The sequence below is a fragment of the Streptomyces sp. NPDC003027 genome, assembly GCF_053591435.1.
Genome location: NZ_JBSFTU010000028.1, coordinates 1 through 21,931, shown reverse-complemented (window position 1 = coordinate 21,931; position 21,931 = coordinate 1). Strand labels below are relative to the sequence as shown.

Annotated in this window: 16 protein-coding genes and 5 pseudogenes; 13 read left to right on the top strand and 8 right to left on the bottom strand. The window is 67.7% G+C overall.

Annotation, left to right across the window (positions count from 1 at the left end; all coding sequences use genetic code 11):
- Positions 1–218: 218 nt before the first annotated feature.
- Entirely contained in the window at positions 219–1,304 is a 1,086-nt protein-coding gene (locus tag ACWDX6_RS20440) for a carboxylate-amine ligase (protein ID WP_451486300.1), read from the top strand.
- A gap of 208 nt (positions 1,305–1,512) precedes the next feature.
- Here ACWDX6_RS20440 and ACWDX6_RS20435 read toward each other — a convergent pair whose 3' ends face one another.
- Together ACWDX6_RS20435 and ACWDX6_RS20430 are read right to left on the bottom strand one after the other, a co-directional pair.
- A complete protein-coding gene (locus tag ACWDX6_RS20435; protein WP_451486299.1) occupies positions 1,513–1,851 on the bottom strand; it encodes a MerR family transcriptional regulator in 339 nt (112 codons plus the stop codon).
- An 850-nt stretch (positions 1,852–2,701) separates the two neighbouring features.
- Complete coding sequence (locus tag ACWDX6_RS20430; protein ID WP_451486298.1) at positions 2,702–3,841, bottom strand: PucR family transcriptional regulator; 1,140 nt, start codon at positions 3,839–3,841, stop codon at positions 2,702–2,704.
- Between the two features lie 87 nt (positions 3,842–3,928).
- Here ACWDX6_RS20430 and ACWDX6_RS20425 point away from each other — a divergent pair, with 87 nt between their 5' ends.
- Complete coding sequence (locus tag ACWDX6_RS20425) at positions 3,929–4,984, top strand: ferredoxin reductase (protein WP_451486297.1); 1,056 nt, start codon at positions 3,929–3,931, stop codon at positions 4,982–4,984.
- 7 nt (positions 4,985–4,991) lie between these two features.
- Positions 4,992–6,110, top strand: a complete 1,119-nt coding sequence (locus ACWDX6_RS20420; protein ID WP_451486296.1) for a fatty acid desaturase family protein — start codon at positions 4,992–4,994, stop codon at positions 6,108–6,110.
- Between the two features lie 146 nt (positions 6,111–6,256).
- On the opposite strand, the gene ACWDX6_RS20415 is transcribed toward ACWDX6_RS20420, so the two are convergent.
- The gene (locus tag ACWDX6_RS20415) at positions 6,257–6,805 is read right to left on the bottom strand and encodes a VanZ family protein (protein ID WP_451486295.1); all 549 of its coding nucleotides are present in this window, start codon (positions 6,803–6,805) and stop codon (positions 6,257–6,259) included.
- 751 nt (positions 6,806–7,556) lie between these two features.
- On the bottom strand, positions 7,557–8,531 hold the full coding sequence (locus ACWDX6_RS20410) for a YihY/virulence factor BrkB family protein (protein WP_451486294.1): 975 nt from the start codon (positions 8,529–8,531) through the stop codon (positions 7,557–7,559).
- 684 nt (positions 8,532–9,215) lie between these two features.
- Here ACWDX6_RS20410 and ACWDX6_RS20405 point away from each other — a divergent pair.
- Positions 9,216–9,984: pseudogene (locus ACWDX6_RS20405) on the top strand (IS5 family transposase).
- 5 nt (positions 9,985–9,989) lie between these two features.
- Here ACWDX6_RS20405 and ACWDX6_RS20400 read toward each other — a convergent pair.
- Positions 9,990–10,394 carry a DUF6896 domain-containing protein gene (locus tag ACWDX6_RS20400; protein WP_451486293.1) on the bottom strand — a complete coding sequence of 135 codons (405 nt, stop codon included), beginning with the start codon at positions 10,392–10,394 and terminating at the stop codon, positions 9,990–9,992.
- A gap of 750 nt (positions 10,395–11,144) precedes the next feature.
- Positions 11,145–11,996 carry an NAD(P)H-binding protein gene (locus ACWDX6_RS20395; RefSeq protein ID WP_451486292.1) on the bottom strand — a complete coding sequence of 284 codons (852 nt, stop codon included), beginning with the start codon at positions 11,994–11,996 and terminating at the stop codon, positions 11,145–11,147.
- Here ACWDX6_RS20395 and ACWDX6_RS20390 point away from each other — a divergent pair.
- The 3 genes and pseudogenes from ACWDX6_RS20390 to ACWDX6_RS20380 form a co-directional block, all read left to right on the top strand.
- Positions 11,925–13,013: pseudogene (locus ACWDX6_RS20390) on the top strand (RHS repeat-associated core domain-containing protein); the annotation flags it as partial. The gene ACWDX6_RS20395 and the pseudogene ACWDX6_RS20390 sit on opposite strands and share 72 nt — an antisense overlap.
- A 546-nt stretch (positions 13,014–13,559) precedes the next feature.
- A pseudogene (locus ACWDX6_RS20385) lies at positions 13,560–14,007 on the top strand (polymorphic toxin-type HINT domain-containing protein); the annotation flags it as partial.
- A 314-nt stretch (positions 14,008–14,321) separates the two neighbouring features.
- On the top strand, positions 14,322–14,792 hold the full coding sequence (locus ACWDX6_RS20380; RefSeq protein WP_451486291.1) for a hypothetical protein: 471 nt from the start codon (positions 14,322–14,324) through the stop codon (positions 14,790–14,792).
- 574 nt (positions 14,793–15,366) lie between these two features.
- Here ACWDX6_RS20380 and ACWDX6_RS20375 read toward each other — a convergent pair.
- Positions 15,367–15,567 (bottom strand): annotated as a pseudogene (locus ACWDX6_RS20375) (hypothetical protein); the annotation flags it as partial.
- Positions 15,568–15,712: 145 nt separating this feature from the next.
- On the opposite strand from ACWDX6_RS20375, the gene ACWDX6_RS20370 reads away from it, so the two are divergent.
- Positions 15,713–17,815 carry a hypothetical protein gene (locus ACWDX6_RS20370; RefSeq protein ID WP_451486290.1) on the top strand — a complete coding sequence of 701 codons (2,103 nt, stop codon included), beginning with the start codon at positions 15,713–15,715 and terminating at the stop codon, positions 17,813–17,815.
- Positions 17,816–18,154: 339 nt separating this feature from the next.
- Here ACWDX6_RS20370 and ACWDX6_RS20365 read toward each other — a convergent pair whose 3' ends face one another.
- Positions 18,155–18,754, bottom strand: coding sequence for a GOLPH3/VPS74 family protein (locus tag ACWDX6_RS20365; protein ID WP_451486289.1), 600 nt, complete (start codon positions 18,752–18,754; stop codon positions 18,155–18,157).
- 533 nt (positions 18,755–19,287) lie between these two features.
- Between ACWDX6_RS20365 and ACWDX6_RS20360 the strand changes: the two genes are divergently transcribed.
- The 5 genes and pseudogenes from ACWDX6_RS20360 to ACWDX6_RS20340 all read left to right on the top strand — a co-directional run bounded on the left by ACWDX6_RS20360 (position 19,288) and on the right by ACWDX6_RS20340 (position 21,695).
- Complete coding sequence (locus tag ACWDX6_RS20360) at positions 19,288–19,548, top strand: hypothetical protein (RefSeq protein WP_451486288.1); 261 nt, start codon at positions 19,288–19,290, stop codon at positions 19,546–19,548.
- A gap of 105 nt (positions 19,549–19,653) precedes the next feature.
- Positions 19,654–20,160, top strand: coding sequence for a DUF998 domain-containing protein (locus tag ACWDX6_RS20355; protein WP_451486287.1), 507 nt, complete (start codon positions 19,654–19,656; stop codon positions 20,158–20,160).
- Between the two features lie 53 nt (positions 20,161–20,213).
- Entirely contained in the window at positions 20,214–20,426 is a 213-nt protein-coding gene (locus tag ACWDX6_RS20350; RefSeq protein WP_451486286.1) for a DUF4287 domain-containing protein, read from the top strand.
- Positions 20,359–20,943: pseudogene (locus ACWDX6_RS20345) on the top strand (helix-turn-helix domain-containing protein); the annotation flags it as partial. The gene ACWDX6_RS20350 and the pseudogene ACWDX6_RS20345, both read left to right, overlap by 68 nt.
- Positions 20,944–20,990: 47 nt before the next feature.
- Positions 20,991–21,695, top strand: coding sequence for a transposase (locus tag ACWDX6_RS20340; protein WP_451486285.1), 705 nt, complete (start codon positions 20,991–20,993; stop codon positions 21,693–21,695).
- Positions 21,696–21,931: the final 236 nt, after the last annotated feature.

Here is a 21,931-nt window from a genome sequence, read left to right as displayed (position 1 = left end):
ACCAGCCGGGCGCGGGTTCTGGACGCAGTCACGGTGCCCTCCAGCGTCGTCGACAGCCGGCCTTCGTCCTGCATAGGACGGCGTCGGTGAGCGCCCGGGTCCGCTGTCCTTGGCAGTTGGTCGGTGCGGTGATGCGCGTGCCGTTTCCTTGAGCGGGTTGGGCGGACAGGGTGTTGTGGCTGCGCGATGCTGAGGCTATGCACGTTCAAAGGTGTGAGATGCCCACCGTGGGGGTGGAGGAGGAGTACTTCCTCGTGGACCCGGTGACTCGGTCGGTGGTGTCGGCCGGGCCCCGGGTAGTGGCGCGCGCCGCGTTGGCGGTGGGGGATCTGGTCTCAGAGGAGTTCACCAGGTACCAGATCGAGGTCAAGACACCGCCGTGCACGGCCATGGGAGAACTGCGGGCCGAGCTGGTCCGGGTGCGGGCTGCCGCGATCGCGGCGGCCGGGCAGGAGGGTCTGCGTTTGTGTGCGTCGGGTACCCCGGTCGTCGCGGCCGCCCGGGTGTCCGATGTGGGTGAGCATCCCCGCTACCGAGCGGGGCTCAAGCAGTACCGTGCCATGCTCGACGATTTCGATATCAGCGCCTTCCACGCCCACGTGTACCTTCCCGACCGGGAGCAGGCCGTGCTGGCGGGCAACCACTTGCGCCCGTGGCTGCCCCTGCTGGTGGCTTTGAGCTCGAACTCGCCCTTCCATCAGGGCAGCGACACGGGTTATGCCAGCTGGCGGTCGGTGATCCGCTCACGCTTCCCCTGCCTGGGTCCCCCGCCCTACGCCAGGTCCCTGGCCCATCACGAACAGCTGGCTGCCGCCATGGCCGCCTCCGAGGCGATGCTGGCTGTCGACATGCCGTACTGGGACATCCGCCCCCACCCGCATTTGCCGACCCTGGAAGTGCGCTCCATGGACGTCCTGACGGATGTCGACGACACGGTCGCGCTCACCGCACTGATCAGGGCCACGGTGGTGACGGCCGCCCGCCGGGTCGAGGAGGGCGACCGGGGACGGGAGGTGTGCAGTGAACTGCTCCGCGCCGCGTACTGGCGCGCCGCCCGCGACGGCCGGGCCGGAAGCGGCATCGACGTCATGACCGGGACACTCATGCCGTTCGCCGACCAGGCGGCGCAGTTGGTCGCCTATGTGCGCCCGGTACTGGAGGAGTATGGGGACCTGGACTTGGTCAAGGCGTTCCTGGAGCGGCTGGAGGTCCGGGGCTCCGGCGCGGACCTCCAGCGTTCCTGGAACAGTACGGAAGCGGGCCTGAACGCAGTCGTGGACGGCCTCATCGAGGCCACGAGATGAACGCCTCCCCCACCATGCGGGAGGCGGAGGTGATCGCGCTGGTTCCTGCGGCACAGCACAGCAAAACGCCCACGCCGTAGGGCATGGGCAGAGGGAACTTCCGAACCACGACGGCTAACCGGGACTGCACGTCCCTACACCCTGCCACCACAGGAAGCGCCTGCATGTGTGCGCGGGCCCGCCGGTATCCGGCGGGCCCGCGACCGTCTCAGGCCGCGGTTGGCGGGTTGGCCGCTTCAGCACCACGGCGGAACTCGGCGTTGATGCGCTGGGCTTCCTCGAGCTGATCCTCGAGCACGATGATGCGACACGCCGCCTCGATGGGCGTGCCCTGGTCGACGAGTTCGCGGGCCCGAGCGGCGATACGCAACTGGTAGCGGGAGTAGCGGCGGTGCCCGCCGGCGGAGCGGAGCGGGGTGATGAGGCGGGCTTCGCCGATGGCGCGCAGGAAGCCCTGGGTGGTGCCGAGCATCTCGGCGGCCCGGCCCATGGTGTAGGCGGGGAAGTCGTCGTCATCGAGACGGCCGTAGGAGTCATCTGCTGTCATTGCACCTCTCTCGTGGAACCCACGGAACGCGTAGAGGGGCCCTGGTGCCGTACGGCACCAGGGCCCCGAAGGAACTACACCATCTGCCGGCCCTGATACTGCGCCGACCTTCTATGTCCGCCGACCCGACCTGCTTGCTGTCGGGGGTGCGGGGATCGCGGTTGCTTGACCGGAGACCACCTCACTATCGATGTCCTGCGGTACCCGGGCCCAAGACTTCCGCCCGGGCGATCCTGATGGCGCTTCGTTCCTCCGTTCTTCCCTCTGGATCAACTACCTACCAAACGGGAACTTCCTCCTGCTGGTACTGCTCACTGACTTCACTGCTGGGTACTGCCCCTTGGTGGCGGCCCCTGATCACTGCGGGCCACCCGGTCCGGTCGTCAGTCCCGTCACCGTCCTGCACAACCCTGGCTTCGAAACTCCACCACCGCACCGTCATGCGAACTGCAACTGCGGGTACTGCGGCCCGGCAGTTCGTCTCTGCCGGGCCCTGCGGTCCTTCTGGGCTACGAGAGAAACATAACCACACCACTGCCCAATGTCTACTCCGGCCGACATAGATTTCCGTGTGCTCAACAGGGAGGTAATCACCCTCGAACAGTCATGGATGCCGGGACAAGCCCGGATGACGGGCCGCAACCGGGGCACAAACCCCGCGGCAGAAGGACCAGACGCCGACGATCCAGAGACCGGGGTGCCCCGATGGGCACGACGAGCGCCAAAGTCGCACCCCTCCGCTCGGCGACATCCGTAGCCGGCGCATTGCGACAGCACCCGGGAGTTCCTCGAACTGACGCTGGCGGGCCGCATGAGCCAGCTGATGGCACCGCGAATGAGGCAGTACTCATCAGCTGGCCCGAAGACCGACCGCCAGCGTCAGTTCAAGGACCCGGTGTGGCGATGCGAGATCCGGAAACAGCTCCCGCAGCTGCGACATCCGGTACCGGACTGTCTGGGGATGGACGAACAACGCCGCCGCCACCTCGTCCCGCCTGCCCTGGTGCAGCAGCCACGCCCGCAACGTCTCCTCCAGCCGCCGTGCGGTCGCGACAGGCAAGGTCCGCAGCGGTGCGAGGGCTCGGGCACGCAGGTCTGCGAACGCGTCCACGTCGGCGCTCAGCACCAGCTCGGGCAGGTGGTCCTCGGTGTCGCGAATATCGGAGGAGAGGGAGCGCGCGCGTACGGCTCGTGCGTACGAGGCGGACGCACGAGTCCATGGCCGGGCCGGGCCGACCACGGCGGTGCGGTCGGTCAGCTGCCGCAAGAGATGTGATCGGTCCGCATCGGGCACGAGCAGCACACCGGTGGCGTCCGGCAGATCGTCGAGGACGAGGGTGCTCGGGTCGAGCGCGCGGTAGGCAGGCCGGGCCTGGGCGGCGGGCAGCAGGACCGCGGTCAGCGAAACCGGAGGCTGCCACCCGGCCCGTTGAGCAGAGGCCAGCAGCACGTCCGGGCTCGCGCCGGCGAGGAGGTCGCGGGCCAGGTGTTCCAGGTGGCGCTCGTGGGCCCTGCCCCGGGCGGCCAGTTCGTCGGCGTGGCCCGCGGCGCTCGCGGCGGAAAGCTCGTCGATGTAGGCGAAGGTCAGCTCGGCGAACTTGGCGACCTCGGCGGCGGGCAGACCTGCGGGTACGGCACCCGCTGCCAGGCATCGCCAGGCCACGCGGGCGCCGACGCGGTAGGCGCTGAGCAGGGCGTCCATCGAGCGGCCGTCGCGCACCTCGCCGCGGCCCAGCTCGTAGGCTGCGTCACCGGCGTCGCCGCCTGTGGCGTTCCCGCTCGCGAGGTCCAGGTAGTGCCCCAGGGCGGTGCGGACAGCTCGGCGGATGGTTCCGCCCATGCTGCCCGAAAGGGCGTTGGCGTAGGAAGGGACCTCGTCGATGATCGCCTGGACGACCTCGTCGGCGGTGGTCTTCAGCGCGGCCCGCAGTGCGGTGACCGTCGTCTCGTCCAGAGCCAGTTCGCTGGCCCTCTGGAGTGCATGGCTCATGCTTTTGTTCCCTGCGAACAATTCAGCCGATCAGATTCACATCCTGCGGTCAGGACTTTACGCCCTCAGGCACAGCAAGCTGGAGTCATGACGAGTGCAGCCCTCCGCAGCAGGGCGTGGAAACTGCTCGAGATGGTCACGACGCCGCTGCTGCCGTCGGACTACCTCGACCTGGTCAGCCCCCTGCGTGCGGGCGCTGACCTGCGTGGGCGCATCGAGGCCGTGCACCCCGAGACGAATGACGCCGCGACCATCGTGATCAGGCCGGGACGGGGCTGGCGCGGCCACACAGCCGGTCAGTACGTGCGGATCGGGGTGGACGTCGACGGGGTGCGCCTGTGGCGTGCCTACTCCCTCACCTCGCCGACAAACCGCCAGGACGGCCGCGTCACCATCACCGTGAAGGCGATCCCGGACGGCAAGGTCAGCAACCACCTGGTCCGCAGGGCGAAACCGGGCACGCTGATCCAGCTCGACCAGCCGGCCGGTGACTTCGTGCTGCCGCAGGCCAAGCCCGCCAAGGTGCTCTACCTGACGGCCGGCAGCGGCATCACGCCCGTGATGGGCATGCTGCGCGACACCGAGTTCGACGACGTCGTCATGGTCCACTGCGCGCCACGGCCACAAGACGTGATCTTCCGCAACGAACTGCACGACCTGGTCGCGGACACAAAGCTGCGGCTCACCGAGGTGCACACCGACACCGACGGCATGCTCGACATCGCCCGTCTCGACGAACTCGTGCCCGATTGGGCCGGGCGCGAGACCTGGGCTTGCGGGCCCGCAGGCCTGCTCGACGCCGCCGAAGAGCACTGGACCGAGCACGGCGTCCGAGAGCGCCTGCACACCGAACGCTTCCGCCCCAGCATCGTCGTCGCCGGCGACGGCGGCGAGGTCACGTTCAGCGCCACCGGCACGACCGTCGACGCGGACGGCGCCACGCCGTTGCTGGACATCGGCGAGGAGGCCGGCGTGCTCATGCCCTCCGGGTGCCGCATGGGCATCTGCTTCGGCTGCATCACGCCACTCAAGGCGGGCGCCGTCCGCGACCTGCGCACCGGCGAGATCACCGAGGCCGAGCCGGGCGTCCTCATCCAGACCTGCGTGTCCGCCGCGGCGGGCCCCTGCGACATCGAACGGTAGGAGCACCTTGACCGCCATCGACCCCACCGCCCACCTGACCGCGGAGCAGATCGAGGAGCTCGGCCGCGAGCTGGACGCGATCCGCGACGAGGTGATCGCCAGCCGCGGCGAGAAGGACGCCGCCTACATCCGTAAGGTCATCTCGGCGCAGCGCAAGCTCGAGCTGGTCAGCAGGGGTGTGCTGCTGTTCTCGTTCTTCCCGCCCGCGTGGCTGATCGGCACCGCCGGCCTGTCCGTGGCGAAGATCATGGACAACATGGAGATCGGCCACAACATTCTGCACGGCCAGTGGGACTGGATGCGGGACCCGAAGATCCACTCCACCACCTGGGAGTGGGATCACGTCTCGCCGTCCGACCAGTGGAAGCACTCGCACAACGAGTTGCACCACACGTACACCAACGTGATCGGCAAGGACAACGACCTCGGCTACGGCATCATGCGCGTCGACGAGGACCAGAAGTGGCACCCGTTCCACCTCGGCCAGCCGCTGTGGAACTTCCTCAACGCCTGCTTCTTCGAGTACGGCATCGCGGCGTACGACCTGGAGCTCGGCAAGAACCTGCACAAGCGCCGCCGTACGAGCCCGGAGTTCCGCGCGCGGGCCAAGGCCGTGGGCCGCAAGATCCGCAAGCAGGTGCTCAAGGACTACGTGATCCACCCGCTGCTGTCGGGCCCGTCGTTCCTCACCACGCTCGCCGCCACGTTCACCGCGAACCTGGTCCGCAACCTCTGGACCCACTCGGTGATCATGTGCGGGCACTTCCCCGAGGGCGTGCAGGTCTTCGAGCGCCGGTCGATCAAGGGCGAGACGCGCGGCCAGTGGTACCTGCGCCAGATGATGGGCTCGGCGAACATCAGCGGCAGCAAGGCCATGCACTTCATGACCGGCAACCTGTCGCACCAGATCGAGCACCACCTGTTCCCGGACCTGCCGAGCAACCGGTACGCCGAGGTCGCGGTGAAGGTGCGCGCCCTGTTCGAGAAGTACGAGCTGGAGTACGTCACCGGGCCGCTGCCCAAGCAGGTGTTCTCCGCGTGGCACAAGGTCTTCCGGCTCTCGCTGCCGAACAAGAAGCCCAAGGTCAAGACGCCGGACCGCGAGCGGGAGCTCGTCGCGGCCTGATCCCCGGTGTTGGTTCAGATCTTTCAGCCGTACCGGCGTCACCGCCGGGCTCGGTGAGATCCGTTGCGGACGGTAGGCGACCGCGACGTCGGACCGTACGACACGGGATCCGGGCAGCCCGGTGTCGAACAGGGGCCGCCGCGCACCTATGCCGGGTCTTCAGCAGTCAGCCGGCGCTTGGTGAACCGGTGCCACCAGTGGCGGCGTCGGGGATGCACTGCGCGACCCATCCGGCGGCCGATCAGCAGATAGCCCATGAGGGCACCCGTGGTGTTGAGCAGTACATCATCGACGTCGAAGGCGCGCCCGGTAATGAGGGCGCCTTGGACGAGTTCGACGAGGATCATCACGAGAGCGGTGGCCGCCGCTACGCGGACCAGTCCTCGCGTTCGGGGTACCAGTACCGGCAGCAGCACACCGAACGGTATCCCCATCACGATATTGCCGCCGAGCTGCTTGACTGTGTCCGGGGCCATGGGATGCGCGAGGTACGCACGGATGGAGTCACCAGGGCGCAGGTTATTGTGCGTCAGCGGCACGGATGCTGCCGAGGGTTCCAGAGTCAGCCGGGCCAGAACCACCGCAAATACGACCGTCCCCGCGAAAGCCAGCATCATGGCCAGCACCCGGCCGAGCGTAGACAAGGGGGGTTTTCCGGGAACCCACTCGCCAGGATCCTTGGCGGGGCGGTTCACGCAGGGACCGTACGTGTCCGTACAGTCGGCTCGCCCAGGAGATGGTGGGCGAGCATGGGGCGCAACAGCGCGTCGTCGAGTACCTCGGCGCCGTGGCGGACATTGACCACGGATCAGTTTTGATTGTGTCATGGCCAGGTTCCCTGGCGCGATGCCCGGGTTGTTTCAGTCCTTGCTGTTGGCGACGGCAGCCGGCGCCCCAGCCAGTGGAGACGGGATCACGACGGGATCACGACCGACTCGTGCACTCGTCACGATGGCGCATGGTCTGCCACCTTCGACGAGCCTCCACTGGGCCCCGTGTGATGCTGGGGTCTCGGTCCCACGATATCGATACCGAACCAGTCGGCGATCTCCAGCCCAGGGAACGACCCGGAGTTCGCGGTGACCCTTGCGGAGCAGCTGGAGGCGGTCGCCCCGTAGAGCCAACAGTCAAGAACGCTGAACCTGTCTGGAGAGGCTTCCCCCCTCATACTTTCGGCCGACAGGCCAGAACAACTACGCCTCAGGCTCCACCCCGATAAGCGGGACATCGGAATCTCGCTCAAGGTCGAGTGACCGACCGAGGGTACGGCAGCGTGACACTCGACAACAGCAACGACCGCAACAGCTGCCACCACGGACCGGCTACCCCATAGCCTGAAGCGAGCAACACTGTCGGCATTCTCCAGTCGCCCCTCCCTAATGCCCCTTGGCCGAACCGCCCATCCATCGGGTGGTTCCCTTGGGGATGAGAGAAGGGCGGGTTTTATCAGCGGTGGATCTTGGCTAGTTCGGCGTTGAACTGGGCACCGATGAGCAGGGCGAGGTTGGACAGCCAGACCCACACCAGGAAGACGACGATCCCGGCGAGGGAGCCGTACAGCCGATTGTAGGAGCCGACCTGCGAGGCATAGAGAGCGAAGCCGGCGGAGGCGGCGAGCCAGAGGGTCATGGCCAGAGCGTCGCCCAGAAGTCGTTGCCGCACGCCGCGCGTCTGGGCCGGTCCGGAGCGGAACAACACCAGCACCAGGACGGCGACCAGGCCCAGCAGGAGTGGCCACTTCAGTACGTTCCACGCGGTGCCGGCCATGCTGTCCATGCCGACCAGTCGGCCGAGGACGGGGGCCGCTTCGGCGGTCAGGATGAGCACCAGGGCACTGGTGACCAGGAGCGCCAGCAATACCAGAGCGGTGATCACCAGTCGTGGTGCGGTCCTCCATGCGGGCCGGAGGTCCTCGACGCCGTGCATGGCGTGCAGGGCTCGGCGGAAAACTCCCAGGTAGCTGGAGGAAGACCACAGAGCGCCGATCGTGCCGAAGACCGCCAGAACCCAGGCGGCTGTGCGCTGGTCGGCCATGCTCCTGAGCGTGCTGTGCATTACCGGCCGGGACTCGGCCGGGACAACAGCGATCACATTGCTGATGAGGTTCTCTATGGCCGAGGCGCCGGCGATCCCGATCAGCGAGACCGTGACCAGGAGGGTGGGGAATAGCGCGAGGACCGCGTAATAGGTGAGCGCGGCGGCGCAGTCCGTCAGATTGTCGTTCCATACCGATACCGGTGTCCGCCGCAGCGCGGTGCCGATGTCATGCCAGCCGGGCAGGTTACGCGCATGCGTCGTGGCGGCAGGCGGTGTGCAGGTGGCGGTGCTCCGGAGCCGGTCGATGGGGTGCCGTCGGCACCGTCCGGCTTCAGCGCAGGTGTCGGCGAATTGCTCACCGCGCTGCTTTCCACTCGTACCCAAGGTCCACCGCTCTTGTACGTAGGTTCTCCGCTGTGCCGCTGACCAACGTTACGGGCACTGCGGCACGGTGAGCCGCGTCGCGCTCTCGTGCAGGCCTGGTAGGGGGATGAGCAGGATCCGTCGGGTTCGACCGGCAGCGCCTCCCACACTCGGCCGCGTGGCACCCGGGTTCCGGTCGAACCAGACGCGTCGTTGCCGGCAGCCCGGTGGCCAGCTCCGCCCGTCGAGCCGGCACGTTCCCCCGGCCGCCGGGCCCGGACGTGTGTCCCAACCTCGCGCGCGCCTGAGGATCCATCCACGCTTTTGATGGCCCTCAGGCGCCTTGGCGGAACTGCCAGAGGCCAGTCCATGGCGTCCCCCAGCACTCCCGGCGACATCAGCAGTTGGAACAGGAAGGAGCATTGAGCATCTTTCGGGCGCAGCCCCTGCGCGAGCTGGTTGAGCAGGACATCGCGTTCGTTCATGGCTACCTCCCCGCAACCGCACCCGCCTCACCGACGGCCGCGGCACCACCACCACCTACACGTTCAACTCCTGGAATCTTCTCGAATCCACCACGGAAACCTCCACGCCCCAGCACCCGGCCAACACCTACACCTACAACGACCGCGGCATGCTCCTGAACGCCCAACGGCCCTCCGGCGAGAACCGCTACACCTACGACGCCGACGGCGCCATGAGCGGGTGGCCCCGCTGCTGCCGCCGGCTTCCGAACGGCGCCATCGCCACCCCGGGCGGCTGCGCGTTCCCGACCGGGCGGCACTCGCCGGCGTCATGTACGTGTTGCGGACCCGGTGTTGCACGGCGTGATGTCCCCGCGGAGACGGTGGGCTGCTCCGGGGTGACGGCCTGGCGTCGAGTGCGGGACTGGACCGAGGCGGGCGTGTGGTCGTGCCTGCACGCTGCCCTGCTGACGAGCTTCGCCGCGCCGGTCTGCTGGTCCTGGACAACTGCTCCGTGGACGGGTCACATGCCCGGGTTCTCAAAGGGGGGATCACGTCGGCCCCTTACCCGTCGACCGTGACCGTTCCGGCTCCAAGCACCACCTGATTGTGGACCGTCACGGAATCCCGCTCACCGTCACCCTCACCGGCGGCAACCGGCACGACGCCACCCAGCTCATGCCGCTGCTCGACGCCGTCCCGTCGATCCGGGGTCTCCGGGGGCGTTCCCGCCGCAAGCCCCGGCGCCTGTATGCCGACCGGGGCTACGACTTCGACAAGTACCGCCGCCTGTGGAAGCGGGGCCATCAAGCCGTTGAACGCGCGACTCGCCGTCGGCCACGGTTCCGGACTGGGCAAGGTGCGCTGGGTGGTCGAGCACACCTTCGCCTGGCTGCACCAGGTCAAGCGGCTCCGCACCCGCTATGAGCGACGCGCCGATCTTCAACAGGGCCCTGCTCGAACTGGCCTACAGCCTCATATGCCTGCGCCGCCTGCGCACCTCATCCTGAAGCCATCAGCTGGCTACGCTGAACCACCCCGGCCACACCTCGGTCAGAAGCGGTTGCAGCGACCGTACTGCGGACCGCAGGTCCTGATCCGTCACATCAAACGGCTCCGGCAGGCTCAGCCCATACCAGCGCAGCCGCCAGAGGTCGAAGACTTCGCTCCCGTCGGCTGCGAAGTCCACATCGACCTCAATGCCGTTGTCGCACACGAAGCGGCACCCTGCCCCATGAACCGTGTAGGAGGAGTAGGTGCCGACCTGCCCACTCCGGCTGATCCGGCGCGAACGGACCAGGCCGAGGACATCTGCCAGCCGGTCAAGCGAGGGGATCGCCACCCTCGTGGCCTCGTCAATCGCGTTCAGCGCTTTGACGTAACCGAGCACGAGGTCTCGCGCAGCCCCAACCCGTTCCATACGGCGTCATCCCCCTGAGCCCGTGGCTGAAGGGATTGTTCCATGGGCCGCCAGCGTCCCCGCAGGACGGCATTGTGAAACGATCATTGAGTGCCCTTCGAAGTGGGGCACCCAAGCAGGCCCATTCGGCTTGCCCAGTGCTGGCCGGCCCATGGTCGGGGCGGGCGCGCAGGGTGCCGGCTGGTGGTCGGTGCGCGGTCATCGCGATGGCTCCTTCGCTTCGGGACGCCCCGGGTGGGGGGTGATCGAGGGAGCAGCGTGCAGGGGTACCCCTTGACCACAGTCTGACAGCGGCCGCTAGCGAGCTGTATCAAGGGAAAAACTTGGCGTGCGCGGCCGGGCGACGCACCCGGACAAGGGGTCGACCGCCGGGGGCGGCCTTTGGGCCGGCAGCTGGGCAAGGGGGCCGGGCTTGCCCCTTAAGCCCTATTTGCGACTCTGCTTCGTTGTTGCCAAGGGTCCGGTGACCAGAGCAACTCACGGGATGCCGCCGCTTCCTAGTCGGCCATTTCGTTCACGGGTAGTTGGCCAGCGCGTAGACGGTGTGGTCACACTCAGGGTGCTTTCGCGGATAAGGTGCGGATCCTTCTGAGTGACGGCACGCCATTGCCGCGACATAGCGCCGCCACCTGCACGGTTCAACCGCTCGGGGCTTCCCTGAGCAGGCGGCCCGGCCTCGGCGTCAAGCGTCTGCGCTGCGGAGCCGGGATCCGGTGCTTCGGACGCCTATGTCAACGTGCATTGGCGCTCTCAGCGGAAGTCCGCCGCGTGGTCAACTGCCCACTCCCGGAAGGATCGGGCCGGGGTGCCCGTGATCCGCTCCACCTCATCGTTGACCGGCTCGGGATTGTCGAGCATCTCCGCCTGGGCCGGCAACACAGCCTCCACCAGCTCTGCCGGGTAGCCTGTGGCCTTCATCTGCTCGATGGCCTCCTCCAGTGCAACCTCCTCGAACCGCACTGACCGCCCGATCACCTCGCCGATCAGTGCCACCTGCCGTTCCTGGCTGATCAGTTCGAGGCCGGTGATCAGAGGGCGGGCGGCCAGTAGGGCGTCGGTCGTCAGCGCCTGAACGGCGACGGCAGCTATGTCGGCCTCATGGATCAGCGGGCGGGCCAGCCTTGCCAGCGGCGCCCGTACCGCACCGGTCGTGCGGACCTCCTCCGCCCAGCCCAGCGTGTTGCTCGCGAACCCGGTGGGCCGCAGCGCCGTCCACTCCAGACCCGATACCTCGATCAGCCGCTCCAGCTCGGTGTGGAACATGGTGATCGCCTCGCCCGGCTTCTCCTTCTCGCTCCCGACCCCCTCGGATGACAGGTACACCACCCGTCGGGCGTGCTTCCCGATCGCGTCGATCACGTCCGACGCGCCCTCGGCACTCAGGAACGGCCACACCAGGAAGACAGAATCGACGCCCTCCAAAGCCATGTCCAGCGACGCGGGATCAGCGAGATCACCGCGTACCGCCTGCACACCCTCCGGGAAGTCCGCCTCCCCTCTCACCAGCGCCCGCACGGGCACGCCCGCCGCGTGCAGTTGACTCACCACCGCGCCGCCGACGTTTCCAGTCGCGCCGGTCACCAGGATCCTGGGCTGCGTCATCGGAACCTCCTCGTCTCGCCGTTCGATGACACGACTCTCGTACATCAACCAAGGTTCAGGTCAAGCACCGACTCCGCCGGAGCGGCCGTCAGGTGCTGCTACTGCCACTCCGGTGCCCAGGTAGAAGCCGGCGATGTTCTTCGCGCTGCTCGGCGCGGTGGCGCCCTACATCACGTGAAGCACGGCGCCGGTCCGACCAAACCCTCGTTCGGACCGACCCACCGTGTCCTCGATGTCGTCGCTCCACGGGACGGTAAGGGCGGACACGACCCCGCCGGCGTCCAGCCCACACAGACCTACAGCTACACCTACGGCAAGACGGTCGAGAACAACCTCACCCAGCCCACCACCACTGCCCAGCCTTACACCCTGGTCAGCGTCGAAAGCACACAGAACGCGGACGGGACCAGCCTGGACCTCCCCCAGAGCTTCACGTACGACGCCTCGGGCAACACCACCGAGCGTGTCACCGCAGGCGGTGCGACCGCCACCTTCGACTGGGACCGCCGCAACAAACTGACGTCCGTCGACACCGACAACAACGGCACCGCGAACGTCACCTACCTGTACGACGCATCCGGCAACCGCCTCATCGAAAACAACGGCACCACCCGCACCCTGTTCCTCGGCGAAGCCGAAATCACCGTCAACACCGCCGGGCAAGCCCTCAACGCCCAGCGCTACTACGGCCACCCCGGCGTCCCCACGACCGTCCGCTCAACCGGCGGCAAGACCACCGGCCACAAGCTCACCGTCCTGCTCTCCGACCACCACAACACGGCCACCACTGCCATCGAGCAGACCAGCAACCAGGCCGTCACCCGCCGCTTCTTCGACCCCTACGGGAACCCCCGCGGCACCCAGCCCACCAACTGGCCCAGCAGGCACACCTTCCTGGGCACCGGCATCGACGACCCCACCACCGGCCTCACCCACATCGGCGCCCGCGAATACGACCCCACCACCGGCCGATTCCTCTCCGCCGACCCCATCATCGACCTCACCGACCCGCTCCAGATGAACGGGTACACCTACGCCCACGCCACCCCCGTCACCCAGTCCGACCCCACCGGACTGAAAAGCGACGAATGCGGATCGCTCTACAAGTGCTCCGGCAACCAAGTCATCACCACCAGCACCACCGAATATGTCCCGGGCACCGACGCCTCCACAACCGTCGCCTTCGTGAAAACCGTGACGATGTACAACAGCGGCGATCGGAAGGTGCGCAGCTCCAAGAACACCTCGGAGGCAGAATTCGATGAAGCGGTAAGGCGCTATCAGCCTGCGAGTGCCGGACCGACTCATGACGCGGCCTGGCAGATGTGGCTTTACGGTGCACATGAAGAAGACATCGAGTACTTCATGAGGAACTCGTGCAACTTCCTCAAGTGCAACTATGGAAAACCGCTTGAATCGGCACTGTCGGGACAGATCATTGAATCCCCCTTCAGTGATCACAAGTATTCCCAAGCACTCACAAATTCCCTCATGGCGGGAGCGGGCGCCCGAGCGGTCACCGGCGCGAGCAGCAGGGTCGCAAGCAGGCTTCAGGGCTGCTTCAACAATAGCTTCGCTGCAGGCACCCCGGTCTTGATGGCGGATGGCACGACCAAGCCCATCGAAGACATCGAAACCGGCGACCAGGTCTTGGCCACCGATCCCGAAACAGGCGAAACCCGCACCGAAACCGTCACCACCGAAATCGTCGGACAGGGCAAGAAGAACCTGGTCCGCATCACCATCGACACCGACGGCTCCCACGGCACCAAGACAGCCACGGTCACCGCAACAGACGGCCATCCCTTCTGGGTGCCCGAACTCGGCGAATTGGCTCGACGCCACACGCCCCCCGGGCCAATGGCTCCAGACCAGCGCCGGCATCCGCGTCCAGATCACAGCAATCCACCGCTGGACCGCACAGAACACCACCGTCCACAACCTAACCGTCAGCAACCACCACACGTATTATGTGCTGGCGGGGCAGACTCCGGTCCTCGTCCACAACTGCGGCGGACCGGTAACGCTGTCTGACGACGTAATTGATGTGCATATCCTCCCTCGCCATGGCCCCGGCTCTCCTGCGGCGGGAACTAAGTTCCATGACGACCTCGATCCTGATGATTTCGGGATGCTTGCCAACGAGGCAGTCAGGGGGTCGCCGATCCCGAGTAAAGTTGACAATGTAACAGGGAACCACGCTCACGATTACGACTTCGGTCTTCGTCGGACTATCGGAGAGGACGGATCTACTCGTTTGCGAGTCTGGGTAGATCCTCATGGGAACGTCACGACTATGCACCCTCTCTAAATGGGAGCCACGGATTGATCACCTTCGACTACGTCCTGGAAAACCGACCAGATCCCGTAGGGTGGGAGCATCGGCTGGATTGCAAGGAAGCGAGCCGCCGCGACATCCTCTGGTACTTCTTTCCTGGTGATGTTCGCATAGACGTGAATGGAGTCGACTTTACGACTCATTTCGGATGGGTTCCCGTGTTACATTTCGGATTGTCACTGGTGGCCATTACGGAAAGTTTGTCAGAAAGTGCGAAGTCTAATTCGGAATATTCCTTCACGGAAGCGGACGAAGTTATTTCTTTCGCTCGGACCGGAGGTATGGTCAGTGTTGAGTGGAGCCTCACTCCTGGGTCGGCGCGCTGCTCGTTCAGTGAACTGCGTCTCGCGGTAAAACAATTTGTGGAGCGAATTGTTGCGGAGCTAGGTGTGGGCTTTCCTTCATTTCTTGACAATCCAGTGAGCGAGGAGATGTTGCGGCGGGCAAGCCGACCCTAGGTGGCAACCGGCTTCGGGCCAGTCGTTATCGAATTCCGTCGACTGCGGGGCGCTTCAAGGGCTCTTGACGGCAGCGACGACGGCTACGCCGATGGATGGCGAGTACGGCAGACAGGCTGAAGCAGCCCCTCTGTTCCGCGATGCGCAACCACTCTGAACGTCAAGACTGAACCCACCGCGCTGAACTGAGAACCAGCGACAGGCACGTCACGCCTGCTCCTGGTCAGCGACCTTGGCATTCGCGGAGCTGTGTCAAGCATCAACCGAGACCGGACAAAGGCAACCGGCGTCGAGCTTTAAACGAGGCCCTCCCGATTCTTCGGGAGGGCCTCGTGCCGTCACCTGCTTCAGGGGTGAGGGCCGTGCGTCACATGTGACGGACATCCGCAAGCCGACTCGTCTCCCGCTGCCTCCCGAGCACATGAACAAGCGCTGCTCTGAGAATTGAACGAAGCCACACCGAGCCCGTCATGCTGTCGTTCGCCCTGCCCCAGCCACTACAAGTACAACATCGGCTCACGCCCCGAGGCAGCATCACCACCCGGCCGCCCACCTGCTCGGGTGCCGGCGGGGCCGAGGCGCACGACCAGCAGGACCGGGCCGAGAGCAGCGAACCGGCGCTCGCCCAGGAGCCCACCGAACCGACAGAGAGCGAGGAGCCGACGGAGCCGACGGAGCCGATCGAGAGCGTCGACCCGACCGATCCGACGGACAGGAACGAGTCGCGCGACCAGAGGGACAGGCACGAACCGGACGAAGCGCGGCGAGGGGTCATACGGCGATCGTAGGACGGCTCACCGCTCCCTGCCCCCCCCGGCGGAGAGGGCGTGTCAGACCCCTGTGGCACGGTGGTTCCCGAGGCGGGAGAGCCGTCCTCAACGGATCCCGGAGAAGACCCCGGAGAACCCAGGGAGCAGCACGTGAACGACGCCGCCGGCGCCCCCGCCGCCCGCTGCCGCGCGGCGCGCGGACGGCCCTCGGACCTCGCCCTGATCACGGCCTGGTGGCAGGGGCTCGGCGGCGACGGGTTCCTCGTGCTCCCGCCGCCGAACCGGGGCCGCTACACGCAGTCCGACGGCCACGAGGACGCCGCCGAGGTCCGCGCGGAGCGCGGGCTCACCGGCCCCGTCTCCTTCGCGTACTGGCACTGGCAGTCCCACGGGCGGGCCTTCGGCCGTTCCAGCGCACTGAAGGGCGAACTGCTGCTGCACTGGGGCGGCGACCACGCCACCGTCGCCGCCGGGCTCGGTGAGGGGCCGGCCGGTTTCCGGGTCGTGGACGGCGGTCCTCAGGGCGCCTTCCGGCTGGACCGGATCACCGACCGGGACGAGGCGGGACTGCCCGATCCCGCTGACCCTGACGGCGTACGGCAGTTCCTCGACGCGCTCGACGAGCCGGTGGACCGCAGCGTTTCCCCGCTCCGGTACCGGCCCTTGTCCCCGGTCGAGGCCGCCTGGCTCCACGAACGGCTGGAGGACCCCCAGGACCTCGCCGCCGCGACCCGGTTCGCGGTCTCGCTGGAGCGCAGGGACGGGCTCACGCCCGACGAGACGGAGCGGCTGCTGCGCGCCTGGCGTGCGGAGTACGAAGGGCGGCTCACGGCGTGGGGCGCCTGGGCGGAGCTGCTCCACGCGCTGCTGCGCCACGGCCACGCGGAGGCGTGGGGGACGGTCGACGCCCTCGGCGTCGGCGACCCCCGGGTAGCCGCCGTCGTGTCCCGCATGCCGTCGGAGCGGGGCCTGGCCGTCGTGCGGGAGGCCGCGCTCGCGGGCCATCGTGCCCCGGTGCACGCCTGGCTCGCGCTGCACCGGTCGCTCCGCGAGCCCGACGCGGTACGGGCCGCGGCGGCCCTCGCGGCGGAACTGGCCGCGCATGACGTGCCGGAGACCTCGCTGCACGGGCTGTACGGTGCGCTGATCGAGGCCGTCACCGCCGACTGGCGCCGGGAGACGGGGGCGGGCTACCACGCCGGCCGGTCGTACGCCGGGCTCGCGGCGGTCCGCTTCGCCACCGACGACAGACTGCCGCGGGTGCTGCGCGTCCTCGCCGCGGACGCGGCCCGTGAACAGGTGGAGCACATCCGGGAGGAGGCGCTCCGGCCCGGCCAGACCGACCTCGACAGGGTCGGCACCGCCGACGTACTGGCCGCCGTGGACCGTTACGAGGCCGCCAGGGACGGACTCCTGTCCGGTACCGGCCCCGAACTCACCGGCTCCGAGACCAAGCTCGCCGACGTGTGGCACCGGTACCGGACGCTCACCGACGTCGACGTGCGTTGGCTGCGGGACCGGGTGGCCGACCCGACGACCGGCCTGCAGGGGCTCGGGTTCTGCCTCGAACTCCTCGTCGCCCACGGTCTGGCCACCGCGTCCGACGTCGAGGCCCTGCTGCCGCGTCGACTGAAGGACCTCACCAAGAAGTACCGGACCACGTACACCGAATGGCGCCACCCGTTCGTCACCCTGACCTGTCTCGCCCTCGACCTGGACCACCCGGCCGCGGGGAAACTGGTCTCCTGGTGGAACGCGGCCCGGCCGCTGTGGAAGGACGAACTGCGGCTCCTCACCCACCTCGGCGCCCCCGACGAGGCCAAGGCCGCCGAACTGTGGGACTTCGTCACCTCGCCCGCCCACGACGTGGGCCAGCTGATGACCTGGGTGCTGGTCCGGGCCCGCCTCGACGGGGAGCACCCGCTGCTCGTCGCCGACCGGCTGATCGGCAACCCGGACATCCGCGAGTACGTGCTGCGCAGGGTGCTGATCGGCGTGGCGGACCCCGAACAGCCGCTGTGGCACTACGCCGTCGACCCGAGAAGCGTGTGCTGGTGGCGGCGCGCCCAGGAGGTCGCCGAGCACCCCGGCCTCTCCCCTGAGGCCCGTGCCGTCGGCCTGAGCGTCGCCCGCGAGCGCACGACCCTATCTCCTTCCGTGGTTTCCCGAACCATCGGCGGCGAACGTGTTTCGTCTACGGAGGTGCGCCGCCTGAGAAACCTTGGGTCTGAGACACCCGTACAGGTCACATAACTCCGTCGAGGACCAGGCCTCGGACAGGGGCGCAGCCGCGGTGAGGACGTCGGGGAAGTGTCGCTGGATCAGGCTGCCGCGTCGGGACTGCAGGAGCACCGGCGCGCCCGGTCGGTCCGGGGTGAACAGAAGGCATCTGTAGCCGTCGTTCTCCAGACTGGCTGTGTCTCATGAACACCGTGATCGGACTGTGGGCCGGACGCCCACCCAGTTTCCAGGTGGAGGCGGCGCGGCCCTGACCGGAACTGGTCCAAGGACATGCCGTAGTGCCACCCGGCGGCCGCACGACCGCTCACTGCCGCCGTCGGACCTGACCGCGCCCCCGAAGGTGGGCTCGGCTCACGGTCCCCGCCAGAGGTTGGCGAAGGCCCTGTTCTCGATGGTCCGCCTCTGGCGTACGGCCTCCAGCTCCATCACCGCGTCGTGGACGGCGGCCACCACGGTCGTCACCGCCTCGTCATCGAGGCCGGCCTCATCGTCGGAGCATTCGTCGTCGATGCCCACGACCGAGGCGAGGGCGGCCAAGACGGGTTCCTTCTCTTTCCAGCGGTCGGCTGCACGGCGGCGTGCGGGCGTATCGGCCGGTTCCACGCGTTCCGTGCCGAAGGACAACCGGCCGCTTTGCTGCGGCTTCAGCTCACCGTTCTTCTCCAGTGCGGCCTGGTACGCCGCCGAGAGGTCTCGGCCCCGGCGCCACAGCCAGTCCTCGATCCGCTCGTAGGGCGCCTGTCGAGTGAGTCCTGCCGCAGCCTCGTCCAGGAACCGATCGTCCAACGTCGGCGGTCCACCCGGCACGAGGCGGTCGCCGTCCACGGCGACCGCCCCCGCACCCATGAGATCGATCAGCTCGGCTCCCGCGAGTGCGAGGGACAGGTCTCCCTGCCCCACGGAACGCTTCAGGTCAATGGCGATGATGAACAGGTCTTTCGCCGTGGTCATGAACGGCTCCCCTCGCAGACATCGGCAAAGGTGCGACCCCACCGGCCGAGCCCGCGTCCGAGGCCGACCCGACGGTGGGACGACTGTCACGATCAGTATCGCCCCCGCCCGCGCGGACGACGCCAGAACGGCGGGTCCCGGCTGTACTGGATCCTCCGAGCCGCTTCGTCCACCTGTCCGCCGAGCGGCTGTGGACGGTTTGCGGCGCAGCAGGCCGCTGGCGAGCCACGCGTGGTCTGCTTGCTCCTGCCACCAGGTGGGGTCTGCTGCCAGGTAGGCAGACTCGAATGGGGTCACCGCGGGCGCGTCCCACAGTGGGAGGAGGTCGCGGTCAGGGCATGAGGCCCGGTGTTGGGTGACGATGGTCCGCCACTGCTTGGGGTCCGGCCCGGCGATAGTGACGCGAGCGTCGGTGCCTGCCAATCCGAGGTGGAGGCCGGCTGCGTTGATCCGAGGAGCCTGACCCCGGCGATGCCTCCCGGCTCCCGTCCTTCGTCCTCGTCAGGCCCGGTGTACTGGGTGGGCAGGAGGGCTTGAAGGCAGTGTTCCGGCAGCGAGTGCTCGGGGCCGAGCTTCGGATCGACCTCCACGACCAGGTGGTCAGCGGTGGGATGAACGCGCGCGACGCCGACGGGGTGCGCGCAGTAGTCGATCGTTCCGCCCAGCCGCTCGAACACAGCGGCCTCCAGGCAGGCCTGGTCATGGCTGGCGGACGGTGCCGGGTCTTGCCCCTGGAGAGCTTGGAGGTGCTGGAGGCCGGCCTGGTGCCCGATGCCGTGCATCGAGAGCGGTAGCGGGCCTTCTGCGTGAGGAGCTCTCCATGACTCATCAGCGTTCCTGACTGCGGACGTCCGGCCCCGGTACGCACAGGTAGGTGCGAACAGGTTGCGTCGTGCAGCATGGGGTCGGGGCCTGGCTCCTTCGCATCCGCCGTAAGACATCGGGGCGTCTGGCCGGAGAGCGCCCTGCGGATGCTGGCCGACACGATTGAGGGCCGTTGGGCGCCGCGACTGATCCGTGTGTTCGGTGCCTCATTCCTCCTTGCCGCGGTATTCACCGCGGATCCGGGCGCCGGGTTCCCTGTCGGCGCCCCTGAGGCCCCAGCTACCTCCCTCAGTTGGCACGGCGCCCTCCACACGCTCAGTGCCATGGTGGGCTTCCTCGCACTGGGCGCATCCTTCTTGATGCTGGCCCGCCACTTCGCCGCCCTGCGGCAGCGGGGCGGGGCCCTGGGCTCCCGCTTGGTGCCGCTCGGCATCCTTGCGGGTTTCGCCGCGTCCTCCGCCACCGTGCTGGCCTTCACTGCCGGAGCCGCCCTCGGCCTCGCATGGCTGACTGCGGTCACCGCCCGGCTGGCCACCGCGCTCCCGGCCAGCGTAACTAGCGGTATCCGCCCGGCCTGCTGAGAAGAAAATCAACAAGCATGAACTCTTCGAAACGAACAGGTAGGACAGAGCCCATGACTGCACCGGTGAAGGGTCCCGCCAGCTACTTCCCCTCGATCGAGAAGAAGTACGGCCGCCCGATCGCGGAGTGGAAGGAACTCATCCGCACCTCGCCCCTGACCAAGCATATGGAACTCGTTACCTGGCTCAAGACCGAGCATGGACTCGGCCACGGCCACGCCAACGCGCTCGTCGCTCACACCCTCGCCGAAGGCAGCGGCAAGTAGCCCGAGCAGCTATGCCGCGGGACCTATTCGGGTCCCGCGGTACGCGCGCGCGGCCCAGTGCTGTCGCTTACAGCCAGCGTTCATCCTCTCCTTCCGATTGGTCCGTCCGCCGTGCCCATGGCCTGCCCGATATCTCTCACCGCCGCCGACCGCAGGCGGCTCAAGAAGATGGCCTGGAGCCAGAAGAGTCAGTACCGGCAACAAGTACGGGCACAGGTGTGCTGCACGCCGCGCGTGGACGCTCCAACGCCGTATCGCCCGGGAGACGGGGCTCCATATCGATACGGTGCGCCGCTGGCGAGGCCGATTCGCCAGGCAGGGGCTCGCCGGGCTCGCAGACCGGGCACGCTCCGGCCGCCCGCCGGTGTTCACCGCGTTACAGACCGCCCAGGTCAAGGCCCTGGCCTGCCAGCTGCCCGCCGAGACCGGCACCCCGCTGGCGCGCTGGTCGTGCCCGGAGCTGGCCCGCGAGGCTGTCGAGCGTGGCATCGCCACCTCCGTGTCGGCGTCCACCGTGCGCCGCTGGCTGGCCCAGGATGCGCTTAAGCCCTGGCAGCACCGCTCGTGGATCTTCATCACCGACCCCGACTTCCGCACCAGGGCCGGGTGCGTGCTCGACCTGTACGCCGCACCTTCGACGGCGTCGAGCTGGGCGCAGACGAGTACGTCATCAGCGCGGATGAGAAGACCTCCATCCAAGCCCGCTGCCGCTGCCGCCCCACCCTGCCGCCCGGCCGGGCCCGTGCGATGCGCGTCAACCATACGTACGGCCGCGGTGGCTCCCTGGCTTACCTGGCTGCCTACGACGTCCACCAGGCGAAGGGGTTCGGGCGCACCGAACCGCGCACCGGTGTCGACCCGTTCATGAACCTGGTCGCCCAGGTGATGAGCGTCGAGCCCTACGCCAGCGCCAAGCGCGTGTTCTGGATCGTGGACAACGGCTCCTCCCACCGCGGACAGAAGGCAGCCGACCGCCTGGTCGCGGCGTTCCCGAACGCGGTGATGGCTCACGCTCCTGTCCACGCCTCCTGGTTGAACCAGGTGGAGATCTTCTTTTCCGTCGTGCAGCGCAAGGTCGTCTCGCCCAACGACTTCACCGAACTGGCCCAGGTCGAGGACCGGCTCCGAGCCTTCGAAGACCGCTACAACGCCACGGCACAGCCGTTCCCAGTGGAGGTTCACCACCTCCGACCTGGACGATCTGCTGGCCAGGCTCGACCGGCACACCACCGATCACCAGGAAGAATCCTCCGTCGCGCTGCAGCATGATCAACCCCCGAAGGACTTCCGGAGCCGACCACTTAGTGACCTGAGTCGGAGATTCGTCGTTGGTTGGGTATGAGTCGTCCGGGTCCGAAGATTCCGCCGTTGTCGATCACTGATGCCCAACGGGCTGTGCTGGAGGGCTGAGTGCGTCGGCGCTCGACAGCCCAGTCCCTGGCTCAGCGCTCAAGGATCGTTCTGGAGTGCGCTGAGGGGCACTCGATCATGGAGGTGTCGCGCCG

Coding starts and splice junctions, on each gene's coding strand:
- ACWDX6_RS20395 (WP_451486292.1), bottom strand. CDS start 11,996: ATGACGCAGCCCAGGATCCTGGTGACCGGCGCGACTGGAAACGTCGGC.
- ACWDX6_RS20435 (WP_451486299.1), bottom strand. CDS start 1,851: ATGACAGCAGATGACTCCTACGGCCGTCTCGATGACGACGACTTCCCC.
- ACWDX6_RS20355 (WP_451486287.1), top strand. CDS start 19,654: ATGGGGTCGGGGCCTGGCTCCTTCGCATCCGCCGTAAGACATCGGGGC.
- ACWDX6_RS20430 (WP_451486298.1), bottom strand. CDS start 3,841: ATGAGCCATGCACTCCAGAGGGCCAGCGAACTGGCTCTGGACGAGACG.
- ACWDX6_RS20350 (WP_451486286.1), top strand. CDS start 20,214: ATGACTGCACCGGTGAAGGGTCCCGCCAGCTACTTCCCCTCGATCGAG.
- ACWDX6_RS20365 (WP_451486289.1), bottom strand. CDS start 18,754: ATGACCACGGCGAAAGACCTGTTCATCATCGCCATTGACCTGAAGCGT.
- ACWDX6_RS20440 (WP_451486300.1), top strand. CDS start 219: ATGCCCACCGTGGGGGTGGAGGAGGAGTACTTCCTCGTGGACCCGGTG.
- ACWDX6_RS20400 (WP_451486293.1), bottom strand. CDS start 10,394: ATGGAACGGGTTGGGGCTGCGCGAGACCTCGTGCTCGGTTACGTCAAA.
- ACWDX6_RS20425 (WP_451486297.1), top strand. CDS start 3,929: ATGACGAGTGCAGCCCTCCGCAGCAGGGCGTGGAAACTGCTCGAGATG.